Genomic DNA, 25,267 nt, shown 5'->3' with positions numbered 1-25,267 from the left:
CCCCCCCCCGCTTTGAGGGCAGGTGCGACGCAAGTCGCGACCACGCCCCGCAACAACGACGCCATCTGCGGCATCACGGCCGCGACTCGCGTCGCGCCTACCCCGGAGGTCGTCGCGGGCCCTGGTAGCCGCGACGAAACCGCGTAGAACCCCGGCCAGGAAGCCCTCAACCGAAGCAACGCCCCGGGGTTCGCCACCTGCGCTACAGGCGTTTGCGGAACACCGCCACCGGCACGCCGTGCTGCGGAGTGGTGTCCAGATACTCCCAGCCCAGGCGCCGCATCAGGCTGCCGGCGGTCGCGGTGCCGGTGTAGATCGCGCGATGCCCCAGGCACATCGCCTGCGCTTCCAGGGCGACGATCAGCTGCGCACCGATGCCGCGGCCGCGCCAGCCCGAGGCAACGCAAGCCGCCGCCGCCCAGGGCGAGAATTGCGGATAGGCATCGATCGAAGCGTCCTTGAGTGCGGCCACGCCGACCGCCTCGCCGCCGAGCAAGGCCACCACGCCCAGCGGCAGCGCATCGTCGCGGCAGAACGAGGCCAAGTCCGCGGCCGCGTCGCCCGGACCGTCGCCGCCGTAATAGTCCGGCCATTCGCTTTCGAACATGCGCTGCAAGACCGGGACCGCCGAGCGATGCGCGGCCAGCAGCTCGACCTGTACCGGCACCCCGCCGCGGCTCATGCGCGCTCCGCATCGGCGCGACGCGAGCGCAACGCAATCTTCGAATCGGAAACGGCGTTCATGGCTTCGATCATAACGACCGCCCTGCCCCGCTCCCGCGCGCCGGTCACAGTTCGCTCAGCGCGCGACGCCCGATTGCGCGCGCCAGGCGGCGAACGCCGCGGCATCGCCGACGTGCACGTTCAGATCCACCGGTCCGTCGATGCCTGCGACCCGGCCCCGGTTGTGGTACTGCCACAACGTCCACGCCGCCGACGCCTCCGGCGCGCGCAGGATCGAACGCCGCCACAACGGCCGCGCCGGCAGCGCGGCGCGATAAGCCTCGAAGAACTCCGGCGTCACGTACAGCAAGGCGGGCTTGGCGTACGCCGCTTCGACCGGCGCCAGGAACGCGTCCAGCTCGGCGCGCATCGCCGCAGCGTCGGGCCGCCGGCCGCGGTTGCCGCCGAACTCCAGGTCCACCGCCGGCGCCAGCGCATCGCCGCGCGCTGGCGCCGCGGCGAGGAAATTCGCCGCCTGCTCGGCGCCGCTGCGACAGAAGGTGAAGAAGTGATAGGCGCCGACCGCGATCCCGGCCGCCCGCGCGCCGCGTTCGTTGTCGGCGTAGCGACGGTCGCGATGATCGCCGCCTTCGCTGGCCTTCAGATATACGAAAGCGACATCGTCCCGCGCCACGGCCGGCCAATCGACGATGCCCTGATGATGCGAGACATCGAGGCCGCGCAGCGGGTAACGCATTCGATCGGGCTGCCAATGCAGGAACCACCACCGCGCCGAAACGAAAACGGCACCGATCAGCAGCCCGATTGCGGCCGTCCCGACCAGCCACCTCCGGGCATTATTCATCGGGCGGCCCGCAACCCACAGGCGGCTTCGCCGCCTGGATTCGCGCGTCCGCGCTCGCCGCTATCGGCACGGCACGAAGACTGGCCATGCATCAGCCCAGTTTCGCCGCCAACGCAATGCCAACGCCGCAACCAATGGAGCGACCGTTACGGTCGCAAGCTTTCGATGCGAAAACCATTCGCTCATCCCTGGCAATAGCGTCGAAACGAATCGACGGTCGTTACGCCCTCACTTCCAGCCCGGCATCTTCTCCGGCTTCAAACCGCCGACTTCGAAGCTCGCCGTGCGCGTACCGCCGGCCTTGACCGGGAACTCGATGCTCAGTTCCTTGGCGGCGCCGGCGATGCGCCACAAGCCGCGCTCGTCCTCGATGAACATGGCGATGGCCTCGTCGGTCTTGGGCCGGCTGCCGGGCAGGGTCTTGGGCTTGCCGTCGGCGACGACCTTGAGCTTGCAGCCGCCGTAGCAATTGAAGTCGCCGGTCTGCAGCATCAGGTAGGCGCTGCGACCCCAATCGGGGTGATCGCGGAAGATCAGCTGCACCGGGCGCGGCACGCCGCCGTCGGTCTCCACGTTCGCCTTGGCGTAGATCGACGCCGAGAGCTGGGTGCCGGCCTTGCCCTTGGCGGTCTTCACCGGCGTGCTCATGTACGACCACAGCGACTCGACCCGACGCTGTTCGCGCATCTGCTTGGCCTTGGTCTTGGCCTCCTCGTACTGCGCGGCGATGCGGTCGGCGGTCGGCGTACCGGCATAACGCGAGGTGACGATCTCGCCGTAGGCCGAAGCCATTTCCCAGTTCTGCTGGCCGTAGGCGGCGTCGAAGTTCTTGGCTTCGACCGCGGCCTCCTGTTCGCGCTGCGCGGCCTTGGCCGCTTCGGCGATCTTCGGATCGGGTTTCTCGCAGCCGGCGAGCAGCATCGCGGCGGCGAGCAGGAACGTGGCGTGGCGCGGTGTCATCGTGCTTGACCCTTGGCTATCAATCGGTTGACGGCATCGGCGGCGGCGGCGGGACGCTCGACGATCGACATGTGCCCGCAGCCGTCCAGCAACGCCCGCTGCGCCTGCGGCAGCTGCGCCGCGTACAGCTCCAGCGCGCTGGGGTCGATCACCGCATCCTGCCGGCACCATAGCAGCAAGACCGGCTGGCGGATGCGTGCGGCCTGGCTGCCGGGCAGGAAGCGTTCCTCGCCGCGGCCGATCTTGTCCAGCACCGCTTGCTCGAACGCCGCGTCGCGCTTGCGCCGGTCGATGTAGATCCGGCTCGCCGGCCAGGGAATGTAGGGCTTGGCGGCATCGTCGTAGAACACGATGTCGAGGTAGCGCCGCAGCGAGGCCGCATCGAAGACCGCGAACGGATTGCGCCCGCGCAGCACCGCCAGGCCGAAGGCGTTGTCCTGGAAACGCACCCCGGCGGCGTCGAACAGGCCGACCCGGTCCACGTCCTGCGGATGCCGCGCCGCGCTCAGTGCGACGATGCCGCCGCCCATCGAATGGCCGAGCAGCACGAGCTCGCTGCCGGGCTGGTGCGCGACCTGTTGGATGAAGCGTGCGACGCGTTCGCTCTGGGCCAGGAAGCCGTAGTCGGCGCCGGCCTTGCGCTCGCTTTCGCCCCAGCCCGGCAGGTCCGGCGCGAACAGCCGGTAGCGGCCGCGCAGGCGCTGCGCCAGCGGATACCAGTTTTCCTTGCTGCCGGTGAAGCCGTGGACCATGACCACGGTCGGCGCGCCCGGCGGCGCCTCGTCGTTATAGGCGTAGACCCAGCGATGGTCGCCGACCTGGGCGGCGTTGCGGGTCAGGCCGGCGACGGCGCGCTGGCGCGCGTAGTCGGCCAGCACGACTCGGTAGGGATCGCGCCACAGCCACCACGCCAGCGCGCCCAGCAAAACGGCCGCCACCAGGGCGGCCGTCTTGAGCGTTCGACGCAGGCGCATGGGCGTGCGCGGCGGCGCGGCTTACTGCGCCGCGGCCGGGTTCTTGGCCTTGGCGATGGTCGCCTCGACCGAACCGGTGGTGATCGGATGATAGCCCGGCCTGGCCTTGGCGAAAGTCTCTTCGGCCAGCTTCAGGCCTTCCGGGGTTTTCACCAGTTCGCCGTAAGTCGGCATGATCAGCTTGCGCCGGCCGATCTTCTGCAGGAAGGCGGAGATCGCCGGGTCGGCCTCGTGGTAGCCGCTGCGCACCGCCAACGGGTACCAGCGCTGGGCGATTTCGCCGTTCGGCGTACCGGTGAACGCGTAGGCCGCGTCCAGCGCCTTGAGCTGATCGACGCTGAGCTTTTCCGGCATGCCTTCGATGAAGTGCACCCATTCCTGGGTGCTCCACTTCGCCGTCAGCGCGGCGTCGGGCAGCTTGCCGGCGTCGAGCCAGCTCTTGCGCGCGGCGTCGACCGCGTCGAAACGCGGCGACGCCGTGGCCGGCGCCGACTTCGGGATACCAGGGCCGTAGATCCACTCCTCCAGCTCGGCCTCGCTGACCTTGCCCGGGTGCTTGGCGAGCAGGTTGGCCTTGGCGTACTCGACGAACTGGGTGGTCGGGATGCTCTGGAACGCGAAGTGGTCGAAGTAACCGCGCAGGAAGGGATCGAACACCTCGCGGCCGTAACGCTGCTCGAGGAACTGCAGGAACCAGGCGCCCTTGGTGTAGACGGTGGCGCTGCTGGCCTCGTCCGGGTCCTTCAGGGTGCCGGGCTTGAGCGCCAGCGCCTGCAGCTTGGGATCGATGGTCTTGAACTCGGCGGCCAGCTCGTTGCGGCCGATCACGTTCTCCATGTCGGAACGCTCCTTGCCGTACAGCGCTTCGACGATGCGGTTCTCGACGTAGCTGGTGAAGCCTTCGTTGAGCCAGCCGTCCTTGCTGCTGGAGAAGGTGACCAGGTTGCCCGACCAGCTGTGCGCCAGCTCGTGCGCGACCAGCGACACCAGCGACTTGTCGCCGACGATCACGGTCGGGGTGGCGAAGGTCAGGCGCGGGTTTTCCATGCCGCCGTACGGGAACGAGGGCGGCAGGACCAGGATGTCGTAACGCTCCCAGCGATAGGGACCGTACAGCTTCTCGGTGGTCTCCATCATCTTTTCGGTGTCGGCGAACTCGGTCGCGGCCTTCTTGACCATCGCCGGCTCGGCCCAGACGCCGGCGCGCGCGGAGATCGGCTGGAACACCAGGTCGCCGGCCGCGATCGCGAGCAGATAGGACGGGATCTTCTGCGGCATCTTGAAGCTGTAGTCGCCGTCGCGCGCCGCCTTAGGGTCGTTGTCGGCGCTCATCAGCACCATCGCGTCCTTGGGCGCGGTGACCTGGGCGGTGTAGGTGAAGCGCACGCTCGGCGTGTCCTGCAGCGGCACCCACGAGCGCGCATGGATCTGCTGCGACTGGCTGAACATGAAGGGCGTCTTCTTGCCCTCGGTCATCGACGGCTCCAGCCACTGCAGGCCGGAGGCGTTCGGCGAGGTCGCGTAGCTGACCCGGATGCGCTTGTTGCGCTCCGGCGCTTCGATGGTGAGCTTGCTGCCCAGGGTCTTGTCGGCCGGGGCCAGACTGAAGCTCAGATCGCCCCACTGGCCGTCGGCGCGCTCGCCGACCACTTTCGCGATCTTCAGATCGCGGGTGTCGAGCACCAGCTGCTTGGCCTTCGGATCGGTCCAGTCGAGGGTGTAGGTGGCGCTGCCGGTCAGGGTCTTGGCGGCGAAATCCACCGCCAGCGACAAGGCGAGGTCGTCGATGCGGACCAGGTCGGGCTGGGCGTAGGAATGCTCGTCGCGGTCGGCCGCGGCAACGGCGGTGTCGCTCACTTTGGCCTCCGGTGCGGCGGTCTGGGACGGATCGGTGGCGGGCGCCGCACTTTCGCGCGAACAACCGGCGGCGGCGCTGAGGGCCGCGACGAGACAGACGGTGAGGATCGAAGAACGCATGAACGGACCACGGCTGCGGGTGAAGCGCCGAGTGTAGCGCCTCGCCCCGGAGCGGGGCTTGTGCATGTTGGCCGCTGCGCGGGGTGCGGATGGAGTCCGGGCCGGACGTAGGATCGGATGGCCGAACGCGGCCGTCCGCCGCGGCCGCACGCTGCCGGCCACGGCAGCCGAGGGGCTGACGGCCGACACGCGGGCGGCTCCCGGCCGGCGGCGCCGAATCGCGATGCCGGTCGCGCTACGACGAGGGCCGAAGCGGTCGTGCGGCTGCGCGGTACGCATCGTCCCAAAATTCCCGTCTGCCCAAGCCGCGGCGATGCCGCTAGCCTGGACGCCCTACTTCCATTATTCGGAACTTCAGACATGAGCCTTCCCCTTGCAGGCAAAGTAGCTCTGGTCACCGGCGCCAGCCGCGGCATCGGCGCGGCGATCGCGCGCCGCCTGGCCGCCGACGGCGCCGACGTGGCGCTGACCTACGTCAGCTCGGCCCAACGCGCCGAGGACGTGGCCGCGCAGATCCGCGCCGGCGGCCGCCGCGCCGTGGCCATCGCCGCCGACAGCGCCGACGCGGCGGCGGTGACCGCCACGGTCGAGCGCACCGTGGCCGAGCTGGGCCGGCTCGACATCGTGGTCAACAACGCCGGCGTGTTCGCCTACGGGCCGTTCGAAGCGGAATCGCTGGAGAACTACGAGCGGGTCATGGCGATCCACGTGCGCGCGCCGTTCGTGGCCGCGCAGGCCGCCTCCCAGCATTTGCCGCGCGGCGGCCGCATCATCACCATCGGCAGCTGCCTGGGCGAGCGCGTCGGCGCGCCGGGCATGGCCCTGTACTCGCTGAGCAAGGCCGCAGTGGTCGGCCTGAGCAAGGGCCTGGCGCAGGACCTGGGCAAGCGCGGCATCACCGTCAACACGGTGCAGCCGGGCCCGATCGACACCGACATGAACCCCGCCGACGGCGAAGGCGCCGACCACCAGCGCGCCGGCCTGCCGCTGGGCGAGTACGGCCAGGCTGACGACATCGCCGCGGCGGTGGCCTATCTGGCCGGCCCGGGCGGCGCGTTCGTGACCGGCACGCAGTTGTCGGTCGACGGCGGATTCTCGGCCTGAGGCTCGGAGCCTGCGTCGCGGCGAACACTCACCGGGCGCAGGGAGCGACCTGTGCCTTGCCCGCGTCCTGGCAACGCACCTGCGGCCGTACAACGAAAAACGCCGGGACGAGCGTCCCGGCGTTCTTCGTTCCGGCGTACGGCGCAGACCGCGCCGGCGAGCCTCAGGCCTTGTAGCCGGTGTGGATCGCGCAGATCCCGGCCGACAGGTTCTTGTAGTCGACCCGGGCGAAACCGGCCTCGCTCATCATCCGCTTCAGCTCGCCCTGCGGCGGGTGCTTGCGGATGCTCTCGGCCAGATAGCGGTAGCTCTCGCTGTCGTTGGCGAACAGCTTGCCCAGGCGCGGCAGCACGTTGAAGGAGTGGAAGTCGTAGATCGGCTTGAACCACTGCGCGGTCACTTCCGAAAACTCCAGCACCCGCGCCTGGCCGCCGACCTTGAGCACGCGCAGCATCTCGCGCAGCGCCGCGTCCTTGTCGGTGACATTGCGCAGGCCGAAGGCGATGGTGACCAGGTCGAAGCTGGCGTCCGGGAACGGCAGCGATTCGGCGTTGCATTGCACGTACTCGAAACCGGACACGCGGCCGCGGTCGGTCATGCGGTCGCGGCCGACCCGCAGCATGTCCTGGTTGATGTCGCCGAGCACGATCATGCCGCGGTCGCCGACCCGGTCGCGCAGCAGGGCGGCGATGTCGCCGGTGCCGCCAGCCAGATCGAGCACGCGGTCGCCGCGGCGCACCTGCGCGGTGGCGGTGAAATAGCGCTTCCAGACCCGATGGATGCCGAGGCTCATCAGGTCGTTCATCAGGTCGTAGCTGCCGGCGACCGAGGAGAACACTTCCCCCACCAGCTTGCGCTTCTGCTCGCGCGGCACGTCGCGGAAGCCGAAGTGGGTGGTGTCGGGCTGGGGCTTGGATTCGTTCATGGCGGCGATTATCGCACGCTGGCCGCGCCGGGGCCTGGCGGCGGCGGGCGGGTCCGGGCCGGCGCCCTGGCGCGCATCGTCGCAGCCGCGGGCGCCATCGGCGCCGTGGCCCGCGGGGCGAAACCGTCTCATTCCCGAACGAACCGCCCCGCTCCGCTCCGGTGCGTCCCGGCTTTGGCATGATGCGGTCATGATCGCCACCGTGACCTGGCAAGCCAAGCGCTATGCCGACCTGAGCCTGGACGAACTCTACGAGTTGCTGAACCTGCGCGCGCAGGTGTTCGTGATCGAGCAGAACTGCGTCTACCTCGACCCCGACGGCAAGGACCGCCATCCCGAAGCCTTGCACCTGATGGGGCGCGCGGCCGACGGCCGCCTGGCCGCGTACCTGCGGATCCTTCCGGCCGGACTCAGCTATCCCCAGGTCAGCTTCGGCCGGGTGCTGACCGCGGCGGACTTCCGCGGCCTGGGCCTGGGCGGGCCGATGCTGGAAGCGGCGCTGATCGAAATCGAACGCCGCTGGCCCGGCGCCGACATCCAGATCGGCGCACAGGCACATTTGCAGGCCTACTACGGCCGCTATGGCTTCGAGCCTGCGTCGGAGCCTTATGTCGAGGACGGCATCGCGCACATCGACCTGCTGCGCCGCGGCCGCGGTGCGGCCTAGGCGCGACGCCGATCGGCCGCAGCGCGCAGCAACGCCGCGGCGCCCAGCAACAGCAGCAGATCCTTGAGCAGGAACTGGCCGGTGCCGCCGACGAAGGGAAAACCGTAGCCGGGCTGCCAGCCCGGCAAGGTGAACAGGAAGCTCAGGGTCAGCAGATACGTCGCGATCGCGGCCCGCAGGCCCCAGTCCGCCACCCGCGGCCACCACGGCCATGCGGCGATGGCCGCCGCGATCAGCAGCTCGATCGCGCCGATCAGGTTCGACGCGCCCTGCACGCTCAACGGCCCGTACAGCCAGGCGAACAAGGGGCTGCTGCGCATCAGCCCGGCCACGCCTTCGGCCTCGACCTGGGTGAACTTCATCAGCCCGATCCAGACCAGCACCAGCAACTGCCCGGCCCACAGCAGCCACAGCGCGCGGCTGCGGCCGTGCGCGCAGCCGCGCTCGTGCGCGAACACGCCCAGGGCGAGGCCGGCGAGCCCCACGTGCTTGAGCAAGGTCTGGCCCGAACCGATCACCGGGAAGCCGGCGTACGGCGGCTCGTGGATCCAGGCCGCCGGGCTCGCCAGCCCGAGCAGGCCGGCGGCCCAGAACGCGCTCGCCGCAAGCGCTGCGTCGCGACGCCAACGGCCCGGCCGTGCGATCAGCAAGACCGCGCCGATCATCGCCTGCAGCGCGCCCAGCGCCGGGCTCAGCCACGCGGCATCGTCGGCCAACGCCGGCAGGCCCGCGCCGCTCAAGCGGCCGGCCAGCGCACGGACGTCGAAATCGAAAGCGCCCATCGCGCCGAACCACAGCATCGTCAGGCCCAGGGCCCGGGCCGACAGTCCCCACACGCGCGCCGCCGGCGCGCGTTGAATCGCACACTGCATCGTCGTTTCGCTCCGCTCCGCGCCGCGCAAATGGCGCGCACCCCGGTAAAGAGGCCGCTATGGCGCAAAAGGGTTCGCCGGCCCTCGACCCGGGCGCGGCGGCGCGCCAGACTGCGCAGCGATACGCACAGGAGTTCCGCATGATCGCCACCCCCGACTACCGCGCTCTGCTCGCCACCGCCGTCGCCGAAGCCCGCCAAGGCCTGGCCGAGGGCGGCATTCCGATCGGCGCGGCGCTGTACCACAACGACGGCCGCCTGCTCGGCTGCGGCCACAACCGCCGCATCCAGGAAGGCGACCCCTCGGTGCACGGCGAGACCGACGCCTTCCGCAAGGCCGGCCGCCAACGCCGCTACCGCGACACCATAATGGTTACCACCCTGGCGCCGTGCTGGTACTGCAGCGGCCTGGTGCGGCAGTTCAACATCGGCACCGTGGTGGTCGGCGAATCGGTCAACTTCCAGGGCGGCGTCGACTGGCTGCGCGAAGCCGGCGTCAACGTGATCGATCTGGCCGACCCGGAATGCATCGATCTGCTCGGCGGCTACATCGCCGCGAACCCCGAGGTCTGGAACGAGGACATCGGCGAGGACTGAGCCCTCGCCGTCCGCAACGGAAAAGGAGTTTCCATGCATCCCACCGCTCTATGGCCCCTGCTGGCGCTGGCCGCCGCGCCGGCCGCCGCGCAGGCCCCGGCCTGCGGCCGCACCGCCGAAGTCGCGCTGATCTGCCTTCAGGCCGACGACGGCGCCAAGGCCACTCTGGTCCGCACCGAACTGCCCGCCCGCGGCGGCTGCGCGCAAGCGCAGGTGGAACGCTTCGCCGCCGGCGACCTCGACCGGCCGCGCAGCCTGGCCCTGGCTGCGGGCCAGACCGGCGAATGCCGCTTCGCCAGCGGACGCACGCTGCGCGTGCGCCTGCAGCAGGAATCCGGACCGCTGCTCGGATCGTGCAACGCCGACGCCGCCACGCGTTTTTCGATGTGGGTCGACGGGCGCAAGCTGATCGGCGGGCACAGCGTGCGCGAACGCTGCGAGACCGCATCGGCGCCGTGGAGCTATCGGCTCGAAGGCGAGATCGTCTACGACTGCAGCAAGCCGGACGGTTGCGCGGGCTGGTCCGGCCCCGACCAGACGCTGAGCTCGCTGCCGGTCGATACGATCGAGTATCCGCCGGACGCGCCCGGCCCGGGGCCGGGCAGCCTGGAACGGCTGCTCGACCGCGGCCCGGTCTGCGCCGAAGTCGAGCGCGAACTGGCCGCCTCGTGGTCGGCGTTCGACGCCTTCGGCCGGCGACCGTCGCCCGGCCCGATCCAGCGGCTCAACGCCGGCGACCGCCAGGCCGACGCCGTTCTGCCCGACGGGCTGGACTTCGCCTACGGCGGCGCCCGCGTGGACGAATTCGATTTCGACAACGACGGTCGCATCGACCGCGTCTATTCCAGCGCCAGCGACGGCCAGGGCGGCTGGTACTACGCGCCGATGCTGGTGCTGTCCGGCGCCTCGGCCGAGAGCTTCATCGCCGCCGACGGCACGAATGCGATCCACGCGGTTCCCTGCCAGTGGGACGCCGCGCGCCCGGCCCTGTCGCAGTGCGACGATCTGCGCCATCCGGAGTGGAGCGATCGCCGTCCCCCGACGCAATCGGTGCCGGCGCCGCTGCCCGGCATCGCCGGTGGCGACGAGTTCTTCCGCACCCGCTACACCACCGCACTGCCGTTCCGCTACGACGGGACGACCTATGTCGCGCTGGCGAGCGCAGGCACGCCATCGCGCGATTACGTCGGCATCTACCGTCCCCGCCCCGGCGGCGCGCGCGAAGCCGTATGCCTGATCCGGCGCGTACCGGCGAACATGTGAACCGCGCCGGGCGCGGACGCTGGCCGGTCCGCGCGCTCGCTTGCGTCACTGGGCAAGCCCGGTGCGCAAGCGCAGAATCGCAACACATGGTCGCCGTTCCCGTCCCGTTGTCGATCCGCGCCTACCAGCTCAGCGACTGGCCGCGCCTGTGCCACATCCACGACCGCGCCCGGCTCGACGAACTGCAACGCTGCGCCGACGTCGCGGCGTTCCGCAGCCTGGCCCGCACCGCGCACAGCGAGGGCCTGTTCGACGGCCGCCTCGACGTGGCCGAAGTCGAAGGCGTGGTGCGCGGCTTCGTCGCTTTCCAGCCCAAGTCGCTCAACTGGCTGTACGTGGACCCCGACAGCTACCGCCAGGGCGTGGGCCGCGCACTGCTGCGTCACGCCATCGCCTGCTCCGGCCCGGTGATCTCGACCCAGGCCTTGCAAGGCAACGAGCCGGCGATCGCGCTGTACCGCTCGGAAGGCTTCGTAGAGATCGAGCGGCGACCCGGGCGCTTGGCGGGGAGCGACGAGTTTCCGGCGGTAGGGGTGATTTTGCAGCGGCGGGCTCGGGGGTGAGCGGTAGAGGGTGAGGCGCTTGGCGCCGACTCAGATGCGGGAGGGCTGCGCGGGTACGACCGATGGCGCGGCGAGTGCGATGTTCTGCGCTTTAGCGCTTGAGGTTCCTGACTTCGGCTAGACCGGCGGAGCTACATCGCTGCGGTTGGCTTGACCACCATCAGCCAGAAGACCGCGATCACGCTCAGGAACGCCGGCCAGCCCAGCCAGAACCACCAGACCATCGTGCGGCGATAGCTCGCCGGCAGCGGCGCGTTCGCGGCCGCGGCCTGCGCCGCCAGCCGGCGCGCGCGGGCCTGCAGCCACAGCACCGGCAGCCAGCAGGCGCCGACCACGAAGAACAGGATCAGCGCGGTCTTGAGCCAGAACAGCGACCACGGAATGCCCAGGTGCAGCGCCAGCCACACGCCGGTGCCGAACTGCACCAGCACCGCCGGCGCGGTGAAGCAGGCGTCGGCGATGACCACGGTGCGCGCGGTCTCGGCGATGACCTTGGGATCGCCGCGGCGGTGCGCGATCCAGAAAAAGAAGGCGATGCCCAGGCCGGTGCCGAACAACAGCGTCGAGGACAGGATGTGAATCCACTTCACCCACAGGTACGCCATCGTCTATCTCCGGTCCGCCAACACCCAGGCCACCGCCAGCGCCGGCAGCAGCACCAGATTCTTGGCCAGGCCGCCCAGCGGATCCAGCCATTGCCCCGGCAACAGCGCGCCGAACGCCGCGGTGTAGGCGAGCACGCTGAGCCCCATCAGTCCCAACACCAGTCGCGGCCGCCAGCCCAGCAACAACGCCAGCCCCAGGATCGCGTCCAGGCCGGCGGCGACCCGCGCCAGCGCCACCGGCTGCCAATGCTGCAAGGGCGAGTCGGCGACCATGGCCTCGATCGTCGCCGCCGGCGTCAGCCAGCCGGCGGCGGCCGAGATCAGCCACAACGCGACGACGGCGACGCGCAGCATCGGGGCGAGAAAATACAGCTGCGCCTGCCAACGATCCTGGACCTGGCTCGGCGTTGTCGCCAGCGCTTCGGCCAGGGCCGCCGGCGCATGGCCGAAGTCGGCCTGCAAGCGTGCGTGCGCGTCCGGCCGGGCGACGTTGCCGCGACGGAGCATGCGCCACATGGTTTCGCCGACCGGGCCACGGCCCAGCCGTTCGCCGATCGCGACCTGCAGGCTCACCAGCGACTCGGGGAAAGCGACTGCGCCGTGGCCTTCGATGCGCAGCCAGCGTCGCCAGGTCGCCTGGTACTCGCGCAGGCTCAAGGGCTGTGGCCCGCCGACGTCGTAAACGCCGTGCTGGGTTCCCCCGGCGGCGCGCGCGGCGATTTCGCCCAGGTCCTCGGCCGCGACCGGCTGCAAGGGCCAGCGCCCGTCGCCGGGCAGCAGTTGCCGGCCGGGAAACGCGGCCAGCGCGCGCAACAGCGACGTGCCGCCATACGAGCCGGACGCGGCATAGACCACCGACGGACGCAACGCCACCGCAGTCAAGGGCAGTCGCAGCAGCGCATCGTCGAAACGGTGCTTGGAAGCGATGAATTCCCCGTCGGCCGGCTCGCCGAGCGCGGACAGTTGGACGAAGCGCGGCACCCCCAGGTCGACGCAGGCCTGGGCCGCCGCGAGCGGGCCGTCGACGTGGATGGCCTGGAAGGTCTGGACGCCGGTTTCGCGCAGGATGCCGGCGGCGTTGACCACCGCATCGACGCCGCGCAAGGTCTCGCGCCAGTCCTGCGGCGAGGTCATGCGCGCCAGGTCGGCGCGACGTTCGTCCTCGCGCAGCGCGCGGGGCGTATCGCGGATGCCGCGCAGCACCCGCCAGCCGTGACGGCGCAGGGCGGCGATCAGATAGCCGGCGAGAAAGCCGTTGGCGCCGATGACGAGTACGGTTTTCGGCGCAGTCGCGTCGGTCCGTGGCGCGCGGTCGGAAGCGGGTTCGTCCATGGGGCGACACGGTAGCAGAGCGCTCGGGTCGCGGGGACGGTCGGAAAGACCTCTCGCTTGGCCTCACCCCAGCCCTCTCCCGCCAGCGGGAGAGGGAGCGGTTGCGGTGGTGAGACCACGCGCTAAACCCCCTCTCCCGCCAGCGGGAGAGGGGTCGGGGTGAGGGCCGCCGCCCGCCTTACAGGATGTAGCGGCTCAGATCCGGATCCTGCACCAACTCGCCCAGGTGCAGGTCGACATAGGCGCGGTCGATCGTCACCGCCTGGCCGTCGCGGTCCGGCGCCTCATAGCTCAACGTATCGAGCAGCCGCTCCAGCACGGTGTGCAAACGGCGCGCGCCGATGTTTTCCTGGCGCTCGTTGACCTGCGCGGCGATCTCGGCGAGGCGGTCCACCGCCTCGGCGCTGAACTTCAGCTCGACGCCCTCGGTCTTCAGCAGCTCCACGTATTGCGTGGTCAGCGCCGCCTTGGGCTCGGTCAGGATGCGGACGAAATCGTCCTTGCTCAACGCGCCCAGTTCGACCCGGATCGGAAAGCGGCCCTGCAACTCCGGAATCAGGTCGCTGGGCTTGGCCAGATGGAACGCGCCGGACGCGATGAACAGGATGTGATCGGTCTTGACCGGACCGTACTTGGTGCTGACGGTGGAGCCTTCCACCAGCGGCAGCAAGTCGCGCTGCACGCCTTCGCGGCTGACATCGCCGCCGACCGCGCCGGCTTCGCTGCGCTTGGCGACCTTGTCGATCTCGTCGATGAACACGATGCCGTGCTGCTCGCAGGCCTCGATCGCGGCCTGGCGGATCTCGTCTTCGTTGACCAGCTTGGCCGCTTCCTCTTCGATCAACTGCGGACGCGCGGCCTTGATCGTCAAATGCTTCTTGTGGGTCTTGCCGCCGGCGACCTGGGAGAACATCTGGCGCAGCTGCTGGCCCATTTCCTCCATGCCCGGCGGCGCCATGATGTCGACACCGACATTGACCGCGGTTTCGATCTCGATCTCGCGATGGTCCAGCTCGCCGGCGCGCAGCTGCTTGCGCAGTTTGGCGCGGGTGTCGCTGTCCGGCGCGCTGGTGTCCTGCGCGGGAGTTTCCGAACCGAAGCCGAAGCCGCCCGGCACGCGCTTGGGCAGCAGCGCGTCGAGGATGCGGTCCTCGGAGCGGTCCTCGGCCTGGGTGCGCATGCGCGCCTTGGCCTGCTCGCGATACAGCTTCACCGCCGTATCGGCGAGATCGCGCACGATCTGCTCGACGTCCTTGCCGACGTAACCGACTTCGGTGAAACGGGTGGCTTCGACCTTGACGAACGGCGCGTTGGCCAACGTCGCCAGACGCCGCGCGATCTCGGTCTTGCCCACGCCGGTCGGACCGATCATGAGGATGTTCTTGGGCATGACCTCGTTGCGCAGATCGTCGGCGAGCTGCATGCGGCGCCAACGGTTGCGCAGCGCGATCGCGACCGCGCGCTTGGCCGAATGCTGGCCGACGATATGACGATCCAGCTCCTGCACGATCTCGCGCGGGGTCATGGTGGCGTGGGAGTTGTCGGGTTTCATTTTTGTACGGGATTCGGGATTGGGGATTCGGGATTGGAGGAGCGAGCGGACGGCATTGGGCGGAAGACGCTTTGCGAATCCCGAATCCCGAATGCCCGATCCCGGCTCAAAGCTCCTCGACCACCACGTTGCGATTCGTATAAATGCACACGTCGCCGGCGATGCCGATGGCTTCGGTGGCGATGGTGCGGGCGTCGAGCCGGGTGTGGGCGAGCAGCGCGCGGGCGGCGGACAGGGCGTACATGCCGCCGGAGCCGATCGCGATGATGCCGTCTTCAGGCTCGATCACGTCGCCGGTGCCGCTGATGATCAGCGAAGTTTCCTTGTCGGCGACCGCGAGCAGGGCTTCGAGCTTGCCCAGGCGGCGCTCGGTGCGCCAATCCTTGGCCAGCTCGACCGCGGCGCGGGTCAGTTGGCCGTGCTTCTCGAGCTTGGCTTCGAACAGTTCGAACAGGGTAAAAGCGTCGGCGGCGGCACCGGCGAAACCGGCGAGGACCTGGCCGTCGCGGCCGAGGCGGCGCACTTTGCGCGCATTGCCCTTCATCACCGTGTGGCCGAGCGTGACCTGGCCGTCGCCGGCAACGGCGACATGGCCGTCGCGACGGACCGACACGATCGTGGTGGCGTGGAAAACGTGGGGATTTTGGCTGGGGTCCATGGCGGGCTCCGGGATAACTCTCCCGAAGTGGGGCTGGCCCCGGCCGGTTCAAGCCCCGAGCCGGGAGCGGCCGCGCCGCTCCCGGACCGCGTTCACTCGGCGTAGTCGCGCTGACGGCACCGGGTTTCGGCGTCGGGTTCGGCTTCGTAATCGAGGTAGTAGTAGGCGTGCCACAGGCGCGCACTGCGCAGCGGCTTGCCCTTCCAGGCGGTGAAATGAATGCCTTCGCGGCTGCCGCACGTGCGCAGGGACGCAGGCGCCGCGCCGTCGAACGCGATCATGCCCGTCCAGTAGCTGTCCTCTTCGGACGGCGTCTTGTCCAGGCGCACGGCATAGGCTTTCGCCGCCGGCTCGTCGGGCTCCACGCTGGCGTTCTCCAACTGTTCGCACGGCTCGGACAGCGCCGACACGACCTGTCCGCGCAGCGGCGGCGACTCTTCGTACGCCGGCCCCGGGCTGAGGATGCTCACCGCCACTGGAAACCGTTTGATCTTGCGGTGGGTCATGACGCAGCCGACCCGGTCCCGGCCGCCGGCCAGGCCGTAGCTTTCCCGCGCTGGCGTCTGCTTCGCCGCCGGCGCGCTCGTCGCCGGTGCGTTCGCCGCCGCACCCATCGCCAGCACTACCGCCAATATCGTTTGCATCGCACCGTTCCTTGGTTTGCCCGAGAGGTGCGAGATATTAGTTCCCGCCGCCCGCGTCCCGCTCGCCGATAGTGACGACGCGGTCACGCTTGCACAGTTGCTGCGAAAAACAGCGCGCAGGAACGCGTAGCGAACGAAAGCCGAGCCTTGCCCGGCGGCCTCCCACGCCCCTGCGCTCAGTCTTCGCTCTTGCGCTTGGCCCGCGGATGCGCCGCGTCGTAGACCTTGGCCAGATGCTGGTAGTCCAGATGGGTGTAGATCTGGGTGGTGGCGATGTCGGCATGGCCCAGCAATTCCTGCACGCCGCGCAGGTCGCCGGAGGATTCGAGGATGTGGCTGGCGAAGGAATGCCGCAGCAAGTGCGGATGCACGCGCTTGAACAAGCCCTGGCGTTGCGCCAATTGACGGATCCGCAACTGGATCGCGCGCGGCGTGATCGGGCCGCCGCCGCGGCCTGGAAACACCGGCGCTTCGTTGCCGGCGCCGGTCGAGGCGCGCCATTCGCGCAGCGCGGCCGCAGCGTACGAGCCCAACGGCACGCTGCGCTGCTTGCTGCCCTTGCCCAGCACCGTGACCAAACCGTCGCCGAGATCGAGGTCGCGCCAACGCAGCGCGCACAACTCGCTGAGCCGGATGCCCGAGGAATAGAACAGCTCCAGCAAGGCGCGGTCGCGCAAACCCAGCGGCGCATCGGTCGGCACTTCGACCAGGGCCTTGGCTTCGTCCGGGTCCAGCACTTGCGGCAGTTTGCGCGGTGCCTTGGGCGCGCGTATCGCCGCCGCCGGGCTGGCCGCCAGCGCGCCTTGCTTGACTTGCCAGCCGTAGAAACTGCGGCAGGCCGACAGGCGCCGTTGCAGGCTTTTCGGAGTCAGGCCGCGGCGATGCTCGGCGGCGATGAAGCCGCGCAAGTCCTCGGCCTGCAGCGCCAGCACGTCGCCATCGCCGCGCTGGCGTTCGCTCCACTGGCTCAGCGCGTCCAGGTCGCGGCGGTAGGCGTCCAGGGTGTGCGCGGACATGCGCTTCTCGACTTGCAGATGGGCGAGAAAGGCTTCGACGGCGGCGACGGACACGTTGGCGGGCGCTCCACGACGGCGGACGCCGTCGTCGGCCGCATCTTGCGACCGGACCCGGCCGATGTCGAGCGCAGCCGGCGCCGCGCCGTCAGCGATCGGGCTCGCGATTCAGCTTGCCCAGCCGATAGCGCATCTCCTCGCGCACGTCCGGCTCCGGATGCGAAAGCGCGTAGTGCCGCAATGCGGCGATCGCCTCGGGCGTGCCGATATCGGCGAAGGCATGACCGAACCACTTGGCGATCGCGCCGGGCTCGGAGCAGCTGCACTCCCGCATGCGCGGCAGGCCTTCGTCGAACGCGCGGCGCAGGAACGGCACGTTGGACGCGTGGGCGTCGAGCTGCAGGCTGCGCACGATGGCCTGGTGCCGCGTCTGTCCGGACGATACCAACAGGCGTTGCAAGGCCGCCCGTCCCGGCGAGGATTCCTCCCACAGGGCGACGTCGATCAGCAGCTCTGCCCGTTCCTCGTCCCCGGCCGCCACGGCGCGCTCGTACTCTTCGACCAGGCGATCGCAGCGCTGCGCCGCTTCGATCCGGCGCTCGTCCCAGAACGCACGCATCTCGCGCTTGCGCTGCTCCCAGTACGATGCCGCTCGCTGGGCCGGGTCTGATGACAGGGTCCGAACCCCTCGTCCGTCAGCGCGACCGGTCGCCGCCGGGGTTCACCCGAAGCGCTTCAGCGCCACCGCCAACGACTCACCCATCATGCGCAGGAACAACGTGCCCATGCCGGGGAAGAAGCGGTTGGCGTCGCGGCTGCCGACCGCGATCAGGCCGGTGCCGGGCAACGGCAGCAGCGCGGTGGATTGCACGTCGCCGGCGCGGTCGCCGTACAGCAGCGCATGCTTCTCCGGCTGCAACCGGCCGCACAGCGGCTCGCCGCTGGCCAGGGCGTCGCGGAACGGCTGCAGGCGCGGGTCGGTTTCGTCGACCTGTTGCAGCCAATCGCTGTCGCTCAAGCCCTCGACCGGCTTGAAGATCACCAGCCGCACCAAGTCGCCGTTGAAGTCCTCCGCCAGGCTGGCGGCCATCGCCCGCAGCGTATCGGCGGCGCTGTCCTGGCGCAGCAGGGCCAGGGTCAGCTGGTGGGTGCGCACCGCCAGGCGTTCGTTCTCCTGGGCGTTGCCGAACAGCTCCTGCAGGCGCCGCGACAGCTCGCGGTTCTTGTCGCGCAACACTTCCAGTTGGTAGCTCGCCAGCGACGAGGCCGAACCTTCTTCGCGCGGCACCACCAGGCTCATCGCCAGATCGGGAAACTGCTGCAGGAAACGCGGGTGCCGGCGCAGCCAGTTGGCCACTTCGTGCGCGCCGAGCGCGTCGGCGGGCTTGTCGGCGAACCTGTCGCTCATCGATTCCACTCTCCTTCGAACACGAATGCCGCCGGGCCGGCCATCGACAGCGGCGTATCGTCGCCGCTCCAGGCGATGCGCAATTCGCCGCCGGGCAGTTCCACCGCGACGTCGCGGTCGACGCGGCCGCGCCGCATCAGCACCGCGGCCGCGGCGCAGGCGCCGCTGCCGCAGGCCAGGGTCTCGCCGACGCCGCGCTCGTACACGCGCAGGCGGATGCGGTCGCGCGCGACCACCTGGGCGAAGCCAACGTTGGCCGACTCCGGCAAGGCCGAGGTCGATTGCAGCAGCGGCCCGATGCTTTCCACCGGCGCGGCGTCGACATCGTCGATCTCGATCACCGCGTGCGGATTGCCCATCGACACCGCGCCGAAGCCGATCACGGTGTCGTGGATGTCGACCACGTATTGGTCCAGCGGCGCGTCGTAGCCGCGCAGCGGGATCCGCGCGGGCTCGAAATCGGGGTAACCCATGTCGATGCGGAAGCGGCCCTCGCCGAGCGGCTCCACCGCATGGCGGCCGGACGGGCTGTCGACGGCGAACGCGCCGCTGCCGGCGGCGCCGTCGCGGACCAGCCAGGCGGCGATGCAGCGCGCGCCGTTGCCGCATTGCTGCGAGCCGGAGCCGTCGGCGTTCCAGATCCGATAGGACGCCACCGCGCCCTCGCTGAGCGGCGCTTCGACGGTCAGGATCTGGTCGCAGCCGATGCCGAAGTGGCGGTCGGCCAGGGCGCGGCACAGGTCCGCGTCCGGAGCGGGCTCGCCGCCGCGCAGGTCGAGCACGACGAAATCGTTGCCGGCGCCGTGCATCTTGCTGAAGCGCAACGGCCCGCTCGCGGTCGCGGTCGGCTTAGCCATCGCCTTGTCCGTCGCCGGGCACCGGCTCGGCCGGCTTGTCGGAAGTCGGCGCCGGGTCGGCGTCGGCCTTGTCGGCATCGGTCTTCGGCGGCGGCAAGGCCTGATCGATCGGCGGCAGCGACGGCACCGAGCTGCGCGCCTTGGAATCGGTCGCGACCGGCGGGTCGTTGGCGTTGGAAATCGTCACCGGCACTTCGCCGGGCTTGGTCGGCGGCGCTTCCTGCGGCGCGGGCTGGGTCGGCAGGACCAGCGGGCCCTTGTTGCCGCAGGCGGTCAGGGACAGGGTCAGCGCGGACAGGAGGAACGGCGTAGCGAGGCGTGCATTCATGAGCCGAAGTGTAGCCCGCAGAAACGACGGAAACGAACCCATCCGCTCCGGCTGCAGGACCAGCCGGTTGCGCGGGTTCAGCTGCGGCGGCCGCGGCGCACTGTGACCCATGTCGCTGCCTGCAGCGCTGGGCGGCTCAACGCGGGGGCGGCTCCGGGCGCCGCCACAGCCAGATCGCGACGACGGTCATGATTGCCGTGCCGGTCGCGGCCATCCACCATTGGGGCGCGGTCAGGAACATGATGACCGCGCACACCGCCATCATCGTCGTCGCCAGCCGCTTGGCCCGGCGGCCGACCGCGCCATAGGCCTCCCAGTCGCGGATCATCGGCCCGAAGCGCGGGTCGGCGTGCAGCCGCGCGTGCAGCCGCTGCGAGCCGCGCGCGGCGGCGAACGCGGACAGCAGCACGAAGGGCACGGTCGGCAAGCCCGGCACGACGATGCCGACGATGCCCAGGCCCAGGCTCGCGTAGGCCAGCAGCCACCAGGCCCAGCGCCAGCGCCGCCGCGCCGGCGCGACCGGCACGTCGCGCGCCCGGCCGGCCCCGGACTCGGGCTTGGGCTCAGCGGAGGGCGGCGGCAAGGGCATGCGGACAGTATGCGGTCGGCGACGGGAGAGGATCACATGGCGCGGATGCGGCGCGGTTTCAAGCCTTGCGCTACGTCGGCGCGGCCCGTAAACGCCGACGCCCGGCCGCGGGGCCGGGCGTCGTGGCATCGCCGGAGCGGCGCTCAACGCGCCGCCGGGCCGCCGACCTGCAGTTGGTCGAGCATGAAGGCGTACATCTCGGCCTGCTCGCGGAAGCGGCGGAAACGGCCCGACTTGCCGCCGTGGCCGGCTTCCATGTTGGTGCGGAACAGCACCGGCTGCTTGCCGGTGTCCAGGTCGCGCAGGCGCGCCACGTACTTGGCCGGTTCCCAGTACTGCACCTGCGAGTCCCACAGGCCGGTGCCGACGAACATCGCCGGGTAGTCCTGCGCCTTCAGGTTGTCGTAAGGCGAGTACGACAGCATGTAGTCGTAGTAGTCCTTCTTTTCCGGGTTGCCCCACTCGTCGTATTCGTTGGTGGTCAGCGGAATGCTCGGGTCGAGCATGGTGGTGACCACGTCGACGAACGGCACCTGCGACAGGATCGCGCGGTAGCGGTCCGGCGCCATGTTGGCGATCGCGCCCATCAGCAGGCCGCCGGCGCTGCCGCCGTAGGCCGCGACCCGGTCCGGCGCGGCGTAGCCGGCCTCGACCAGTTGCTCGGTGACGTCGACGAAGTCGGTGAAGGTGTTCTTCTTGCGGAACAGCTTGCCGTCGTCGTACCACTTGCGGCCCAGCTCCTGGCCGCCGCGGATGTGGGCGATGGCGTAGACCATGCCGCGGTCGAGCAGGCTGACCACCGCGTTGTTGAAGCCCGGATCGGTCGAGGAGCCGTAGCTGCCGTAGGCGTACTGCAGCATCGCCGCCCGGCCGTTCTTCTCGAAGCCCTTCTTGTACACCAGCGACACCGGGATCTTGACCCCGTCGCGGGCGGTCGCCCAGAAGCGCTCGGTGACGTACTGCTCGGGATCGTAGCCGATCACCGGCTGGCGCTTGAGCAGCTTGCGCTCGCCGGTCCGGGTGTTGAGCTCGTAGGTCGTGGCCGGCGTGGTCATCGAGGTGTAGGTGTAGCGCAGCCACTCCGTATCGTGCTCGGAGTTGGTCGACAGGCCCATCGAGAACGCCGGCTCGTCGGCCTTGACGAACTCCTCCTTGCCGTCGCGGTCGAGCAGGCGCAGGCGCTCGAGCGCGTTGGAGCGCTCGGCGATCGCGGTGAAGCCGTCGAACAGTTCGAAGCCTTCGATGAACACGTCGTCGCGGTGCGCGACCCAGTCCTGCCACTCCTTGCGCGAACGTGCGCCGTCGGCGGCAGTGACCAGCTTGAAGTTCGGCGCCGGCTTGCCGTCGGCGCCGGGCGCATTGGTGCGGATCACCCAGCGGCCGCCCAGATGATCGGCGTCGTACTCGACGTCGCGCTCGCGCGGGGCCAGGACGAAGAATTCCTTCGGGTCGGCCGCCGGCGCGCAGCGAAACTCGCTGGACACCGTGCTGTGCACGCTGATGCAGATGTAGGCGTCGTCGCGGCTGCGGTCGATGCCCATGTAGAAGCTGTCGTCCTTTTCCTCGTAGACCACGATGTCGCTGGTCGCCGGGGTGCCGAGCACGTGCTTCTTGACCCGTACGGTGAGCAGGGTCTCGGGGTCGTTCTCGACGTAGAACAGGGTCTTGTTGTCGTCGGCCCAGACCAGGTTCGGCGATACGCCTTCGATGACGTCGGGGTAGATCTCGCCGGTGGCGAGGTTCTTGAAGCGCACGGTGTACTGGCGGCGGCCGACCGCGTCGTCGGCCCAGGCCAGGATCTGGTTGTCCTGGGTCACCGCGTAGTCGCCGACGCTGAAGTAGCCCTTGTCCTTGGCCATCAGGTTGACGTCGAGCAGGATCTCCTCGGCGGCCTCCATGCTGCCCTTGCGGCGGGCGTGGATCGGATAGTCCTGGCCGGTCTCGAAGCGGCTGTAGTACCAGTAGCCGCGTTCGCGGTACGGCACCGAGCTGTCGTCCTGCTTGATCCGGCCGACGATCTCGCCGTACAGCGCGTCCTCGACCGGCTTGAGCGGCTTCATGTAAGCGTCGACGTAGGCGTTCTCGGCATTGAGATAGGCCAGCATCTCCGGGTTCTTGCGCTTGTCGTCGCGCAGCCAGTAGTACTCGTCGCCGCGCTGGGCGCCGTGCGGCGCCTTGACCGTGAACGGCTTCTTGGCCGCGTCGGGCGGGGCCGGCAGACCGGCGGCGGTGGCGGAAAGGGTGGTGGTCATCAGGAGCGTGGCCGCAAGCGTGAACAGGGTCGGTTTCATATGGGGTCCGGGCGCGAAAGACGCAATGGCGCGAGTCGCCGCGCCGCCGCGGCGCGCGCCGCGGCGGCGACTGCGGTCACTTCTGCGACAGTTGCTCCCACAGGAAGGTGTAGGCCAGCGCGTTCATGTGCGCGGCCTGGGCGTTGTTGGCCGCGCCGCCGTGGCCGCCTTCGATGTTCTCGTAGTAGCGCACGTCCTTGCCGGCCTCGAGCATCTTCGCCGCCATCTTGCGGGCATGGCCCGGATGCACGCGGTCGTCCTTGGTCGAGGTGGTGAACAGCACCGGCGGGTAGCTGCGCTTGGGGTCGAACAGGTGGTAGGGCGAGAAGGTCCGGATGAACGACCAGTCGGCGCTGTCCGGGTCGCCGTACTCGGCCATCCACGAGGCGCCGGCCAGCAGGTGGCTGTAGCGCTTCATGTCCAGCAGCGGCACCTGGATCACCACCGCGCCGAACAGGTCCGGGTACTGGGTCAGCATGTTGCCGGTGAGCAGACCGCCGTTGCTGCCGCCCTGCACGCCCAGGTGCGGAGTGCTGGTGATCTTGCGCGCGATCAGATCGCGGCCGACCGCGGCGAAGTCCTCGTAGGCCTTGTGCCGGTTGGCCTTGAGCGCGGCCTGGTGCCAGCGCGGGCCGTACTCGCCGCCGCCGCGGATGTTGGCGACCGCGTACACGCCGCCCTTCTCCAGCCAGCCCTTGCCGATGCTGCCGGAGTAGTTCGGGGTCAGCGAGATCTCGAAGCCGCCGTAGCCGTACAGGATGGTCGGCGCCTTGCCGTCGTAGGCCAGGTCCTTCGGCCGGACCAGGAAGTACGGCACGCGGGTGCCGTCCTCGCTCTTGGCGAAGTGCTGCTCGATCACGCTCTTGGACGCGTCGAAGAAGGCCGGCATGGTCTTGAGCGTTTCCGGCTGCTTGCCGTAGTCGGCCAAAGCCAGCGTGCTCGGCGTCAGGTAGTCGCTGGCGCTGAGCCAGACCGCGTCGCTTTCGTCGGCGTCGACCGCGCCGACCATGATCGTGCCGAACGTGGGCGCGCCGACGAACTCGCTGCGCGTCCACTCGCCCGCGCCCGGCGTCAGCACGCTGAGCTTGTATTTGACGTCGTCGAGGACGTTGAGCACCAGGTGGTTGCGGGTCCAGGTCGCGCCGGCCAGCGACGTGGCGTCGGTCGGCTCGAACAGGCTGACGAACTCGCGCTTGCCGGCCTGGAAGTCGTCGAAGCGCGCGGCGATCAGGCTGCCGGCCTTGTAGCGCTTGCCGCCGGCTTCGTAGGGCTCGCGCAGCTCGGCGATCAGCCACTCGCGGTGCGCGTACTTGTTGGCCGAGTTCGGCAGGTCGATCTTGCTGAGCTTGCCGTCGGCGCCGCGCAGGTACAGCTCATCGTTGTAGAACGCCAGCGTGCGTTGGACGAAGTCGCGTTCGAAGCCCGGGGTGTGGTCGCGGTAGGCGCCGATCATCATGTCGCTGTCGCGGCCTTCGTACACCAGCGCAGCCGAGGCCATGGGCGTGCCGCGCTTCCACAGTTTGACCGTGCGCGCATAGCCGGAGGTGGTCATCGAGCCGGGGCCGAAATCGGTGGCGACGTAGACATGGTCCTGGTCGATCCAGCTCAGGCTGCCCTTGGCCTCGGGACGGTAGAAACCGTCCTTGACCCAGGCCTTGTCGACCAGGTCGAACTCGCGGGTGACGTCGGCGTCGGAGCCGCCGCGCGACAGCGCGATCAGGCAGCGGCGGTAGTCCGGCCGCAGGCACTCGGCGCCGTGCCAGACCCACTGCTCGCCCTCTTCGCGGTTGAGCGCGTCCAGATCGATCACCGTCTCCCACTGCGGCTGGTCCTTGCGGTACTCGGCCAGGGTCGTGCGGCGCCACAGGCCGCGCTGGTGCTGCGCGTCCTTCCAGAAGTTGTAGTAGTGCTCGCCGATCTTCTGCACGCCGGGAATCTTGGCGTCGGAGTCGAGGATCGCGCGGATCTGCCCTTCGAGCTGCTTGAACTGCGGGCTTGCGGCCAGTTCGCCTTCGGTCTTGGCGTTGCGGGCGCGCACCCAGTCGAGCGAGCGCTGGCCGTCGACGTCTTCGAGCCAGGCGTGGGGATCGGCGGCGGTGGGGCTGGTCACGGCGGACTCCTTGGCGTGGGCGGCGCCGGAGGCCGTTGCGGCGGCGAGACCCGCTGCGAACAACAACGACTGGCAGGTCTGCGACATCGTGGACATGACGGCTCCGGACAAAGGAAGGCCGCCACGCTAGCACAGGCCGCCCGGGCCTCTGCCCTGTCCAAGGTCACGTAGGGACTTGCCCAGTCTGGCGCGTTGCCGGGCCGCGGCCGACGCCGCGCCGGGGCCGGATCGCGGACAAAAAAACGGCCCGCAGACGCGGGCCGCAAGGGCTCGAACAAGAGAGCGAGGAGGAGGAAGACGGGTGCGTCGGGCCGCGCGGGCGGACCCATCCGGGCGAACCGGCCCGGAATCGGCGATTCAGGCGACCCGCGGCCAGGCCCGGACCCCGGCCGGCCCGCGGGCGCGGCGGCGGGCCTGGACTGCGCCGCGGCGGCGCCGGCGCAGCCCGGCC

At 69.8% G+C, this 25,267-nt stretch carries 25 protein-coding genes; 5 read left to right on the top strand and 20 right to left on the bottom strand.

All coding sequences use genetic code 11. From position 1 onward, the window contains the following. Positions 1-202 precede the first annotated feature (202 nt). The 5 genes from TX83_RS20040 to TX83_RS20020 form a co-directional block, all read right to left on the bottom strand. A complete protein-coding gene (locus TX83_RS20040; RefSeq protein WP_064749750.1) occupies positions 203-682 on the bottom strand; it encodes a GNAT family N-acetyltransferase in 480 nt (159 codons plus the stop codon). A 117-nt stretch (positions 683-799) separates the two neighbouring features. Beyond that, on the bottom strand, positions 800-1,420 hold the full coding sequence (locus tag TX83_RS20035; protein WP_222423798.1) for a GH25 family lysozyme: 621 nt from the start codon (positions 1,418-1,420) through the stop codon (positions 800-802). Between the two features lie 336 nt (positions 1,421-1,756). Continuing rightward, positions 1,757-2,488: a hypothetical protein gene (locus TX83_RS20030; RefSeq protein ID WP_064749748.1), complete on the bottom strand. Its 732-nt coding sequence runs from the start codon at positions 2,486-2,488 to the stop codon at positions 1,757-1,759. Further along, positions 2,485-3,462 (bottom strand): alpha/beta fold hydrolase, encoded by a 978-nt coding sequence (locus TX83_RS20025; protein WP_064749747.1) that lies wholly within the window; start codon positions 3,460-3,462, stop codon positions 2,485-2,487. Before TX83_RS20025 ends, TX83_RS20030 begins: the two co-directional genes overlap by 4 nt. A 21-nt stretch (positions 3,463-3,483) precedes the next feature. Beyond that, a complete protein-coding gene (locus TX83_RS20020) occupies positions 3,484-5,439 on the bottom strand; it encodes a M1 family metallopeptidase (protein WP_064749746.1) in 1,956 nt (651 codons plus the stop codon). A gap of 360 nt (positions 5,440-5,799) precedes the next feature. Between TX83_RS20020 and TX83_RS20015 the strand changes: the two genes are divergently transcribed. Beyond that, positions 5,800-6,543, top strand: coding sequence for an SDR family oxidoreductase (locus TX83_RS20015; RefSeq protein WP_064749745.1), 744 nt, complete (start codon positions 5,800-5,802; stop codon positions 6,541-6,543). A 163-nt stretch (positions 6,544-6,706) separates the two neighbouring features. Here the strand turns inward: TX83_RS20015 and ubiE are convergent, their stop codons facing one another. Next, positions 6,707-7,468, bottom strand: coding sequence for a bifunctional demethylmenaquinone methyltransferase/2-methoxy-6-polyprenyl-1,4-benzoquinol methylase UbiE (ubiE, locus tag TX83_RS20010; protein ID WP_064749744.1), 762 nt, complete (start codon positions 7,466-7,468; stop codon positions 6,707-6,709). A 190-nt stretch (positions 7,469-7,658) separates the two neighbouring features. Here ubiE and TX83_RS20005 point away from each other — a divergent pair, with 190 nt between their 5' ends. Continuing rightward, positions 7,659-8,135 (top strand): GNAT family N-acetyltransferase, encoded by a 477-nt coding sequence (locus tag TX83_RS20005; protein WP_064749743.1) that lies wholly within the window; start codon positions 7,659-7,661, stop codon positions 8,133-8,135. Here the strand turns inward: TX83_RS20005 and TX83_RS20000 are convergent. Further along, positions 8,132-9,007 (bottom strand): DUF417 family protein, encoded by an 876-nt coding sequence (locus TX83_RS20000; RefSeq protein ID WP_064749742.1) that lies wholly within the window; start codon positions 9,005-9,007, stop codon positions 8,132-8,134. The genes TX83_RS20005 and TX83_RS20000 overlap by 4 nt on opposite strands. Before the next feature lie 140 nt (positions 9,008-9,147). On the opposite strand from TX83_RS20000, the gene TX83_RS19995 reads away from it, so the two are divergent. The 3 genes from TX83_RS19995 to TX83_RS19985 all read left to right on the top strand — a co-directional run bounded on the left by TX83_RS19995 (position 9,148) and on the right by TX83_RS19985 (position 11,429). Further along, on the top strand, positions 9,148-9,603 hold the full coding sequence (locus TX83_RS19995; RefSeq protein ID WP_064749754.1) for a nucleoside deaminase: 456 nt from the start codon (positions 9,148-9,150) through the stop codon (positions 9,601-9,603). 33 nt (positions 9,604-9,636) lie between these two features. Then, on the top strand, positions 9,637-10,866 hold the full coding sequence (locus tag TX83_RS19990) for a hypothetical protein (protein WP_064749741.1): 1,230 nt from the start codon (positions 9,637-9,639) through the stop codon (positions 10,864-10,866). A gap of 86 nt (positions 10,867-10,952) precedes the next feature. Next, a complete protein-coding gene (locus TX83_RS19985) occupies positions 10,953-11,429 on the top strand; it encodes a GNAT family N-acetyltransferase (protein ID WP_064749740.1) in 477 nt (158 codons plus the stop codon). 131 nt (positions 11,430-11,560) lie between these two features. Here TX83_RS19985 and TX83_RS19980 read toward each other — a convergent pair whose 3' ends face one another. From TX83_RS19980 to TX83_RS19920, 13 genes are all read right to left on the bottom strand, one after another. Beyond that, entirely contained in the window at positions 11,561-12,034 is a 474-nt protein-coding gene (locus TX83_RS19980) for a DUF2269 family protein (RefSeq protein ID WP_064749739.1), read from the bottom strand. 3 nt (positions 12,035-12,037) lie between these two features. After that, complete coding sequence (locus tag TX83_RS19975) at positions 12,038-13,366, bottom strand: DoxX-like family protein (RefSeq protein ID WP_064749738.1); 1,329 nt, start codon at positions 13,364-13,366, stop codon at positions 12,038-12,040. Positions 13,367-13,544: 178 nt separating this feature from the next. Further along, positions 13,545-14,918 (bottom strand): ATP-dependent protease ATPase subunit HslU, encoded by a 1,374-nt coding sequence (gene hslU / locus TX83_RS19970; RefSeq protein WP_425605932.1) that lies wholly within the window; start codon positions 14,916-14,918, stop codon positions 13,545-13,547. A 106-nt stretch (positions 14,919-15,024) separates the two neighbouring features. Next, the gene (hslV, locus tag TX83_RS19965; RefSeq protein WP_064749737.1) at positions 15,025-15,576 is read right to left on the bottom strand and encodes an ATP-dependent protease subunit HslV; all 552 of its coding nucleotides are present in this window, start codon (positions 15,574-15,576) and stop codon (positions 15,025-15,027) included. Between the two features lie 92 nt (positions 15,577-15,668). Continuing rightward, positions 15,669-16,220: a hypothetical protein gene (locus TX83_RS19960; protein ID WP_141233597.1), complete on the bottom strand. Its 552-nt coding sequence runs from the start codon at positions 16,218-16,220 to the stop codon at positions 15,669-15,671. A gap of 176 nt (positions 16,221-16,396) precedes the next feature. After that, a complete protein-coding gene (gene xerC / locus TX83_RS19955) occupies positions 16,397-17,236 on the bottom strand; it encodes a tyrosine recombinase XerC (protein WP_428992582.1) in 840 nt (279 codons plus the stop codon). Positions 17,237-17,381: 145 nt separating this feature from the next. After that, a complete protein-coding gene (locus tag TX83_RS19950) occupies positions 17,382-17,852 on the bottom strand; it encodes a hypothetical protein (protein WP_064749734.1) in 471 nt (156 codons plus the stop codon). Between the two features lie 102 nt (positions 17,853-17,954). Beyond that, positions 17,955-18,641 carry a DUF484 family protein gene (locus tag TX83_RS19945; RefSeq protein ID WP_064749733.1) on the bottom strand — a complete coding sequence of 229 codons (687 nt, stop codon included), beginning with the start codon at positions 18,639-18,641 and terminating at the stop codon, positions 17,955-17,957. Then, a complete protein-coding gene (gene dapF / locus TX83_RS19940) occupies positions 18,638-19,498 on the bottom strand; it encodes a diaminopimelate epimerase (RefSeq protein WP_064749732.1) in 861 nt (286 codons plus the stop codon). Before dapF ends, TX83_RS19945 begins: the two co-directional genes overlap by 4 nt. Continuing rightward, complete coding sequence (lptM, locus tag TX83_RS19935; protein WP_064749731.1) at positions 19,491-19,826, bottom strand: LPS translocon maturation chaperone LptM; 336 nt, start codon at positions 19,824-19,826, stop codon at positions 19,491-19,493. Before lptM ends, dapF begins: the two co-directional genes overlap by 8 nt. 136 nt (positions 19,827-19,962) lie before the next feature. Next, the gene (locus TX83_RS19930) at positions 19,963-20,415 is read right to left on the bottom strand and encodes a YbaN family protein (RefSeq protein WP_079248353.1); all 453 of its coding nucleotides are present in this window, start codon (positions 20,413-20,415) and stop codon (positions 19,963-19,965) included. A 143-nt stretch (positions 20,416-20,558) separates the two neighbouring features. Continuing rightward, positions 20,559-22,706 carry a S9 family peptidase gene (locus TX83_RS19925; RefSeq protein ID WP_186442664.1) on the bottom strand — a complete coding sequence of 716 codons (2,148 nt, stop codon included), beginning with the start codon at positions 22,704-22,706 and terminating at the stop codon, positions 20,559-20,561. A 76-nt stretch (positions 22,707-22,782) separates the two neighbouring features. After that, positions 22,783-24,903, bottom strand: coding sequence for a prolyl oligopeptidase family serine peptidase (locus TX83_RS19920; RefSeq protein ID WP_261370215.1), 2,121 nt, complete (start codon positions 24,901-24,903; stop codon positions 22,783-22,785). Positions 24,904-25,267: the final 364 nt, after the last annotated feature.

Source organism: Lysobacter antibioticus HS124, assembly GCF_000336385.2.
GTDB lineage: Bacteria > Pseudomonadota > Gammaproteobacteria > Xanthomonadales > Xanthomonadaceae > Lysobacter > Lysobacter firmicutimachus.
The sequence above is the reverse complement of the archived record's forward strand: the minus strand, read 5'-3'. Positions and strand labels throughout refer to the sequence as shown.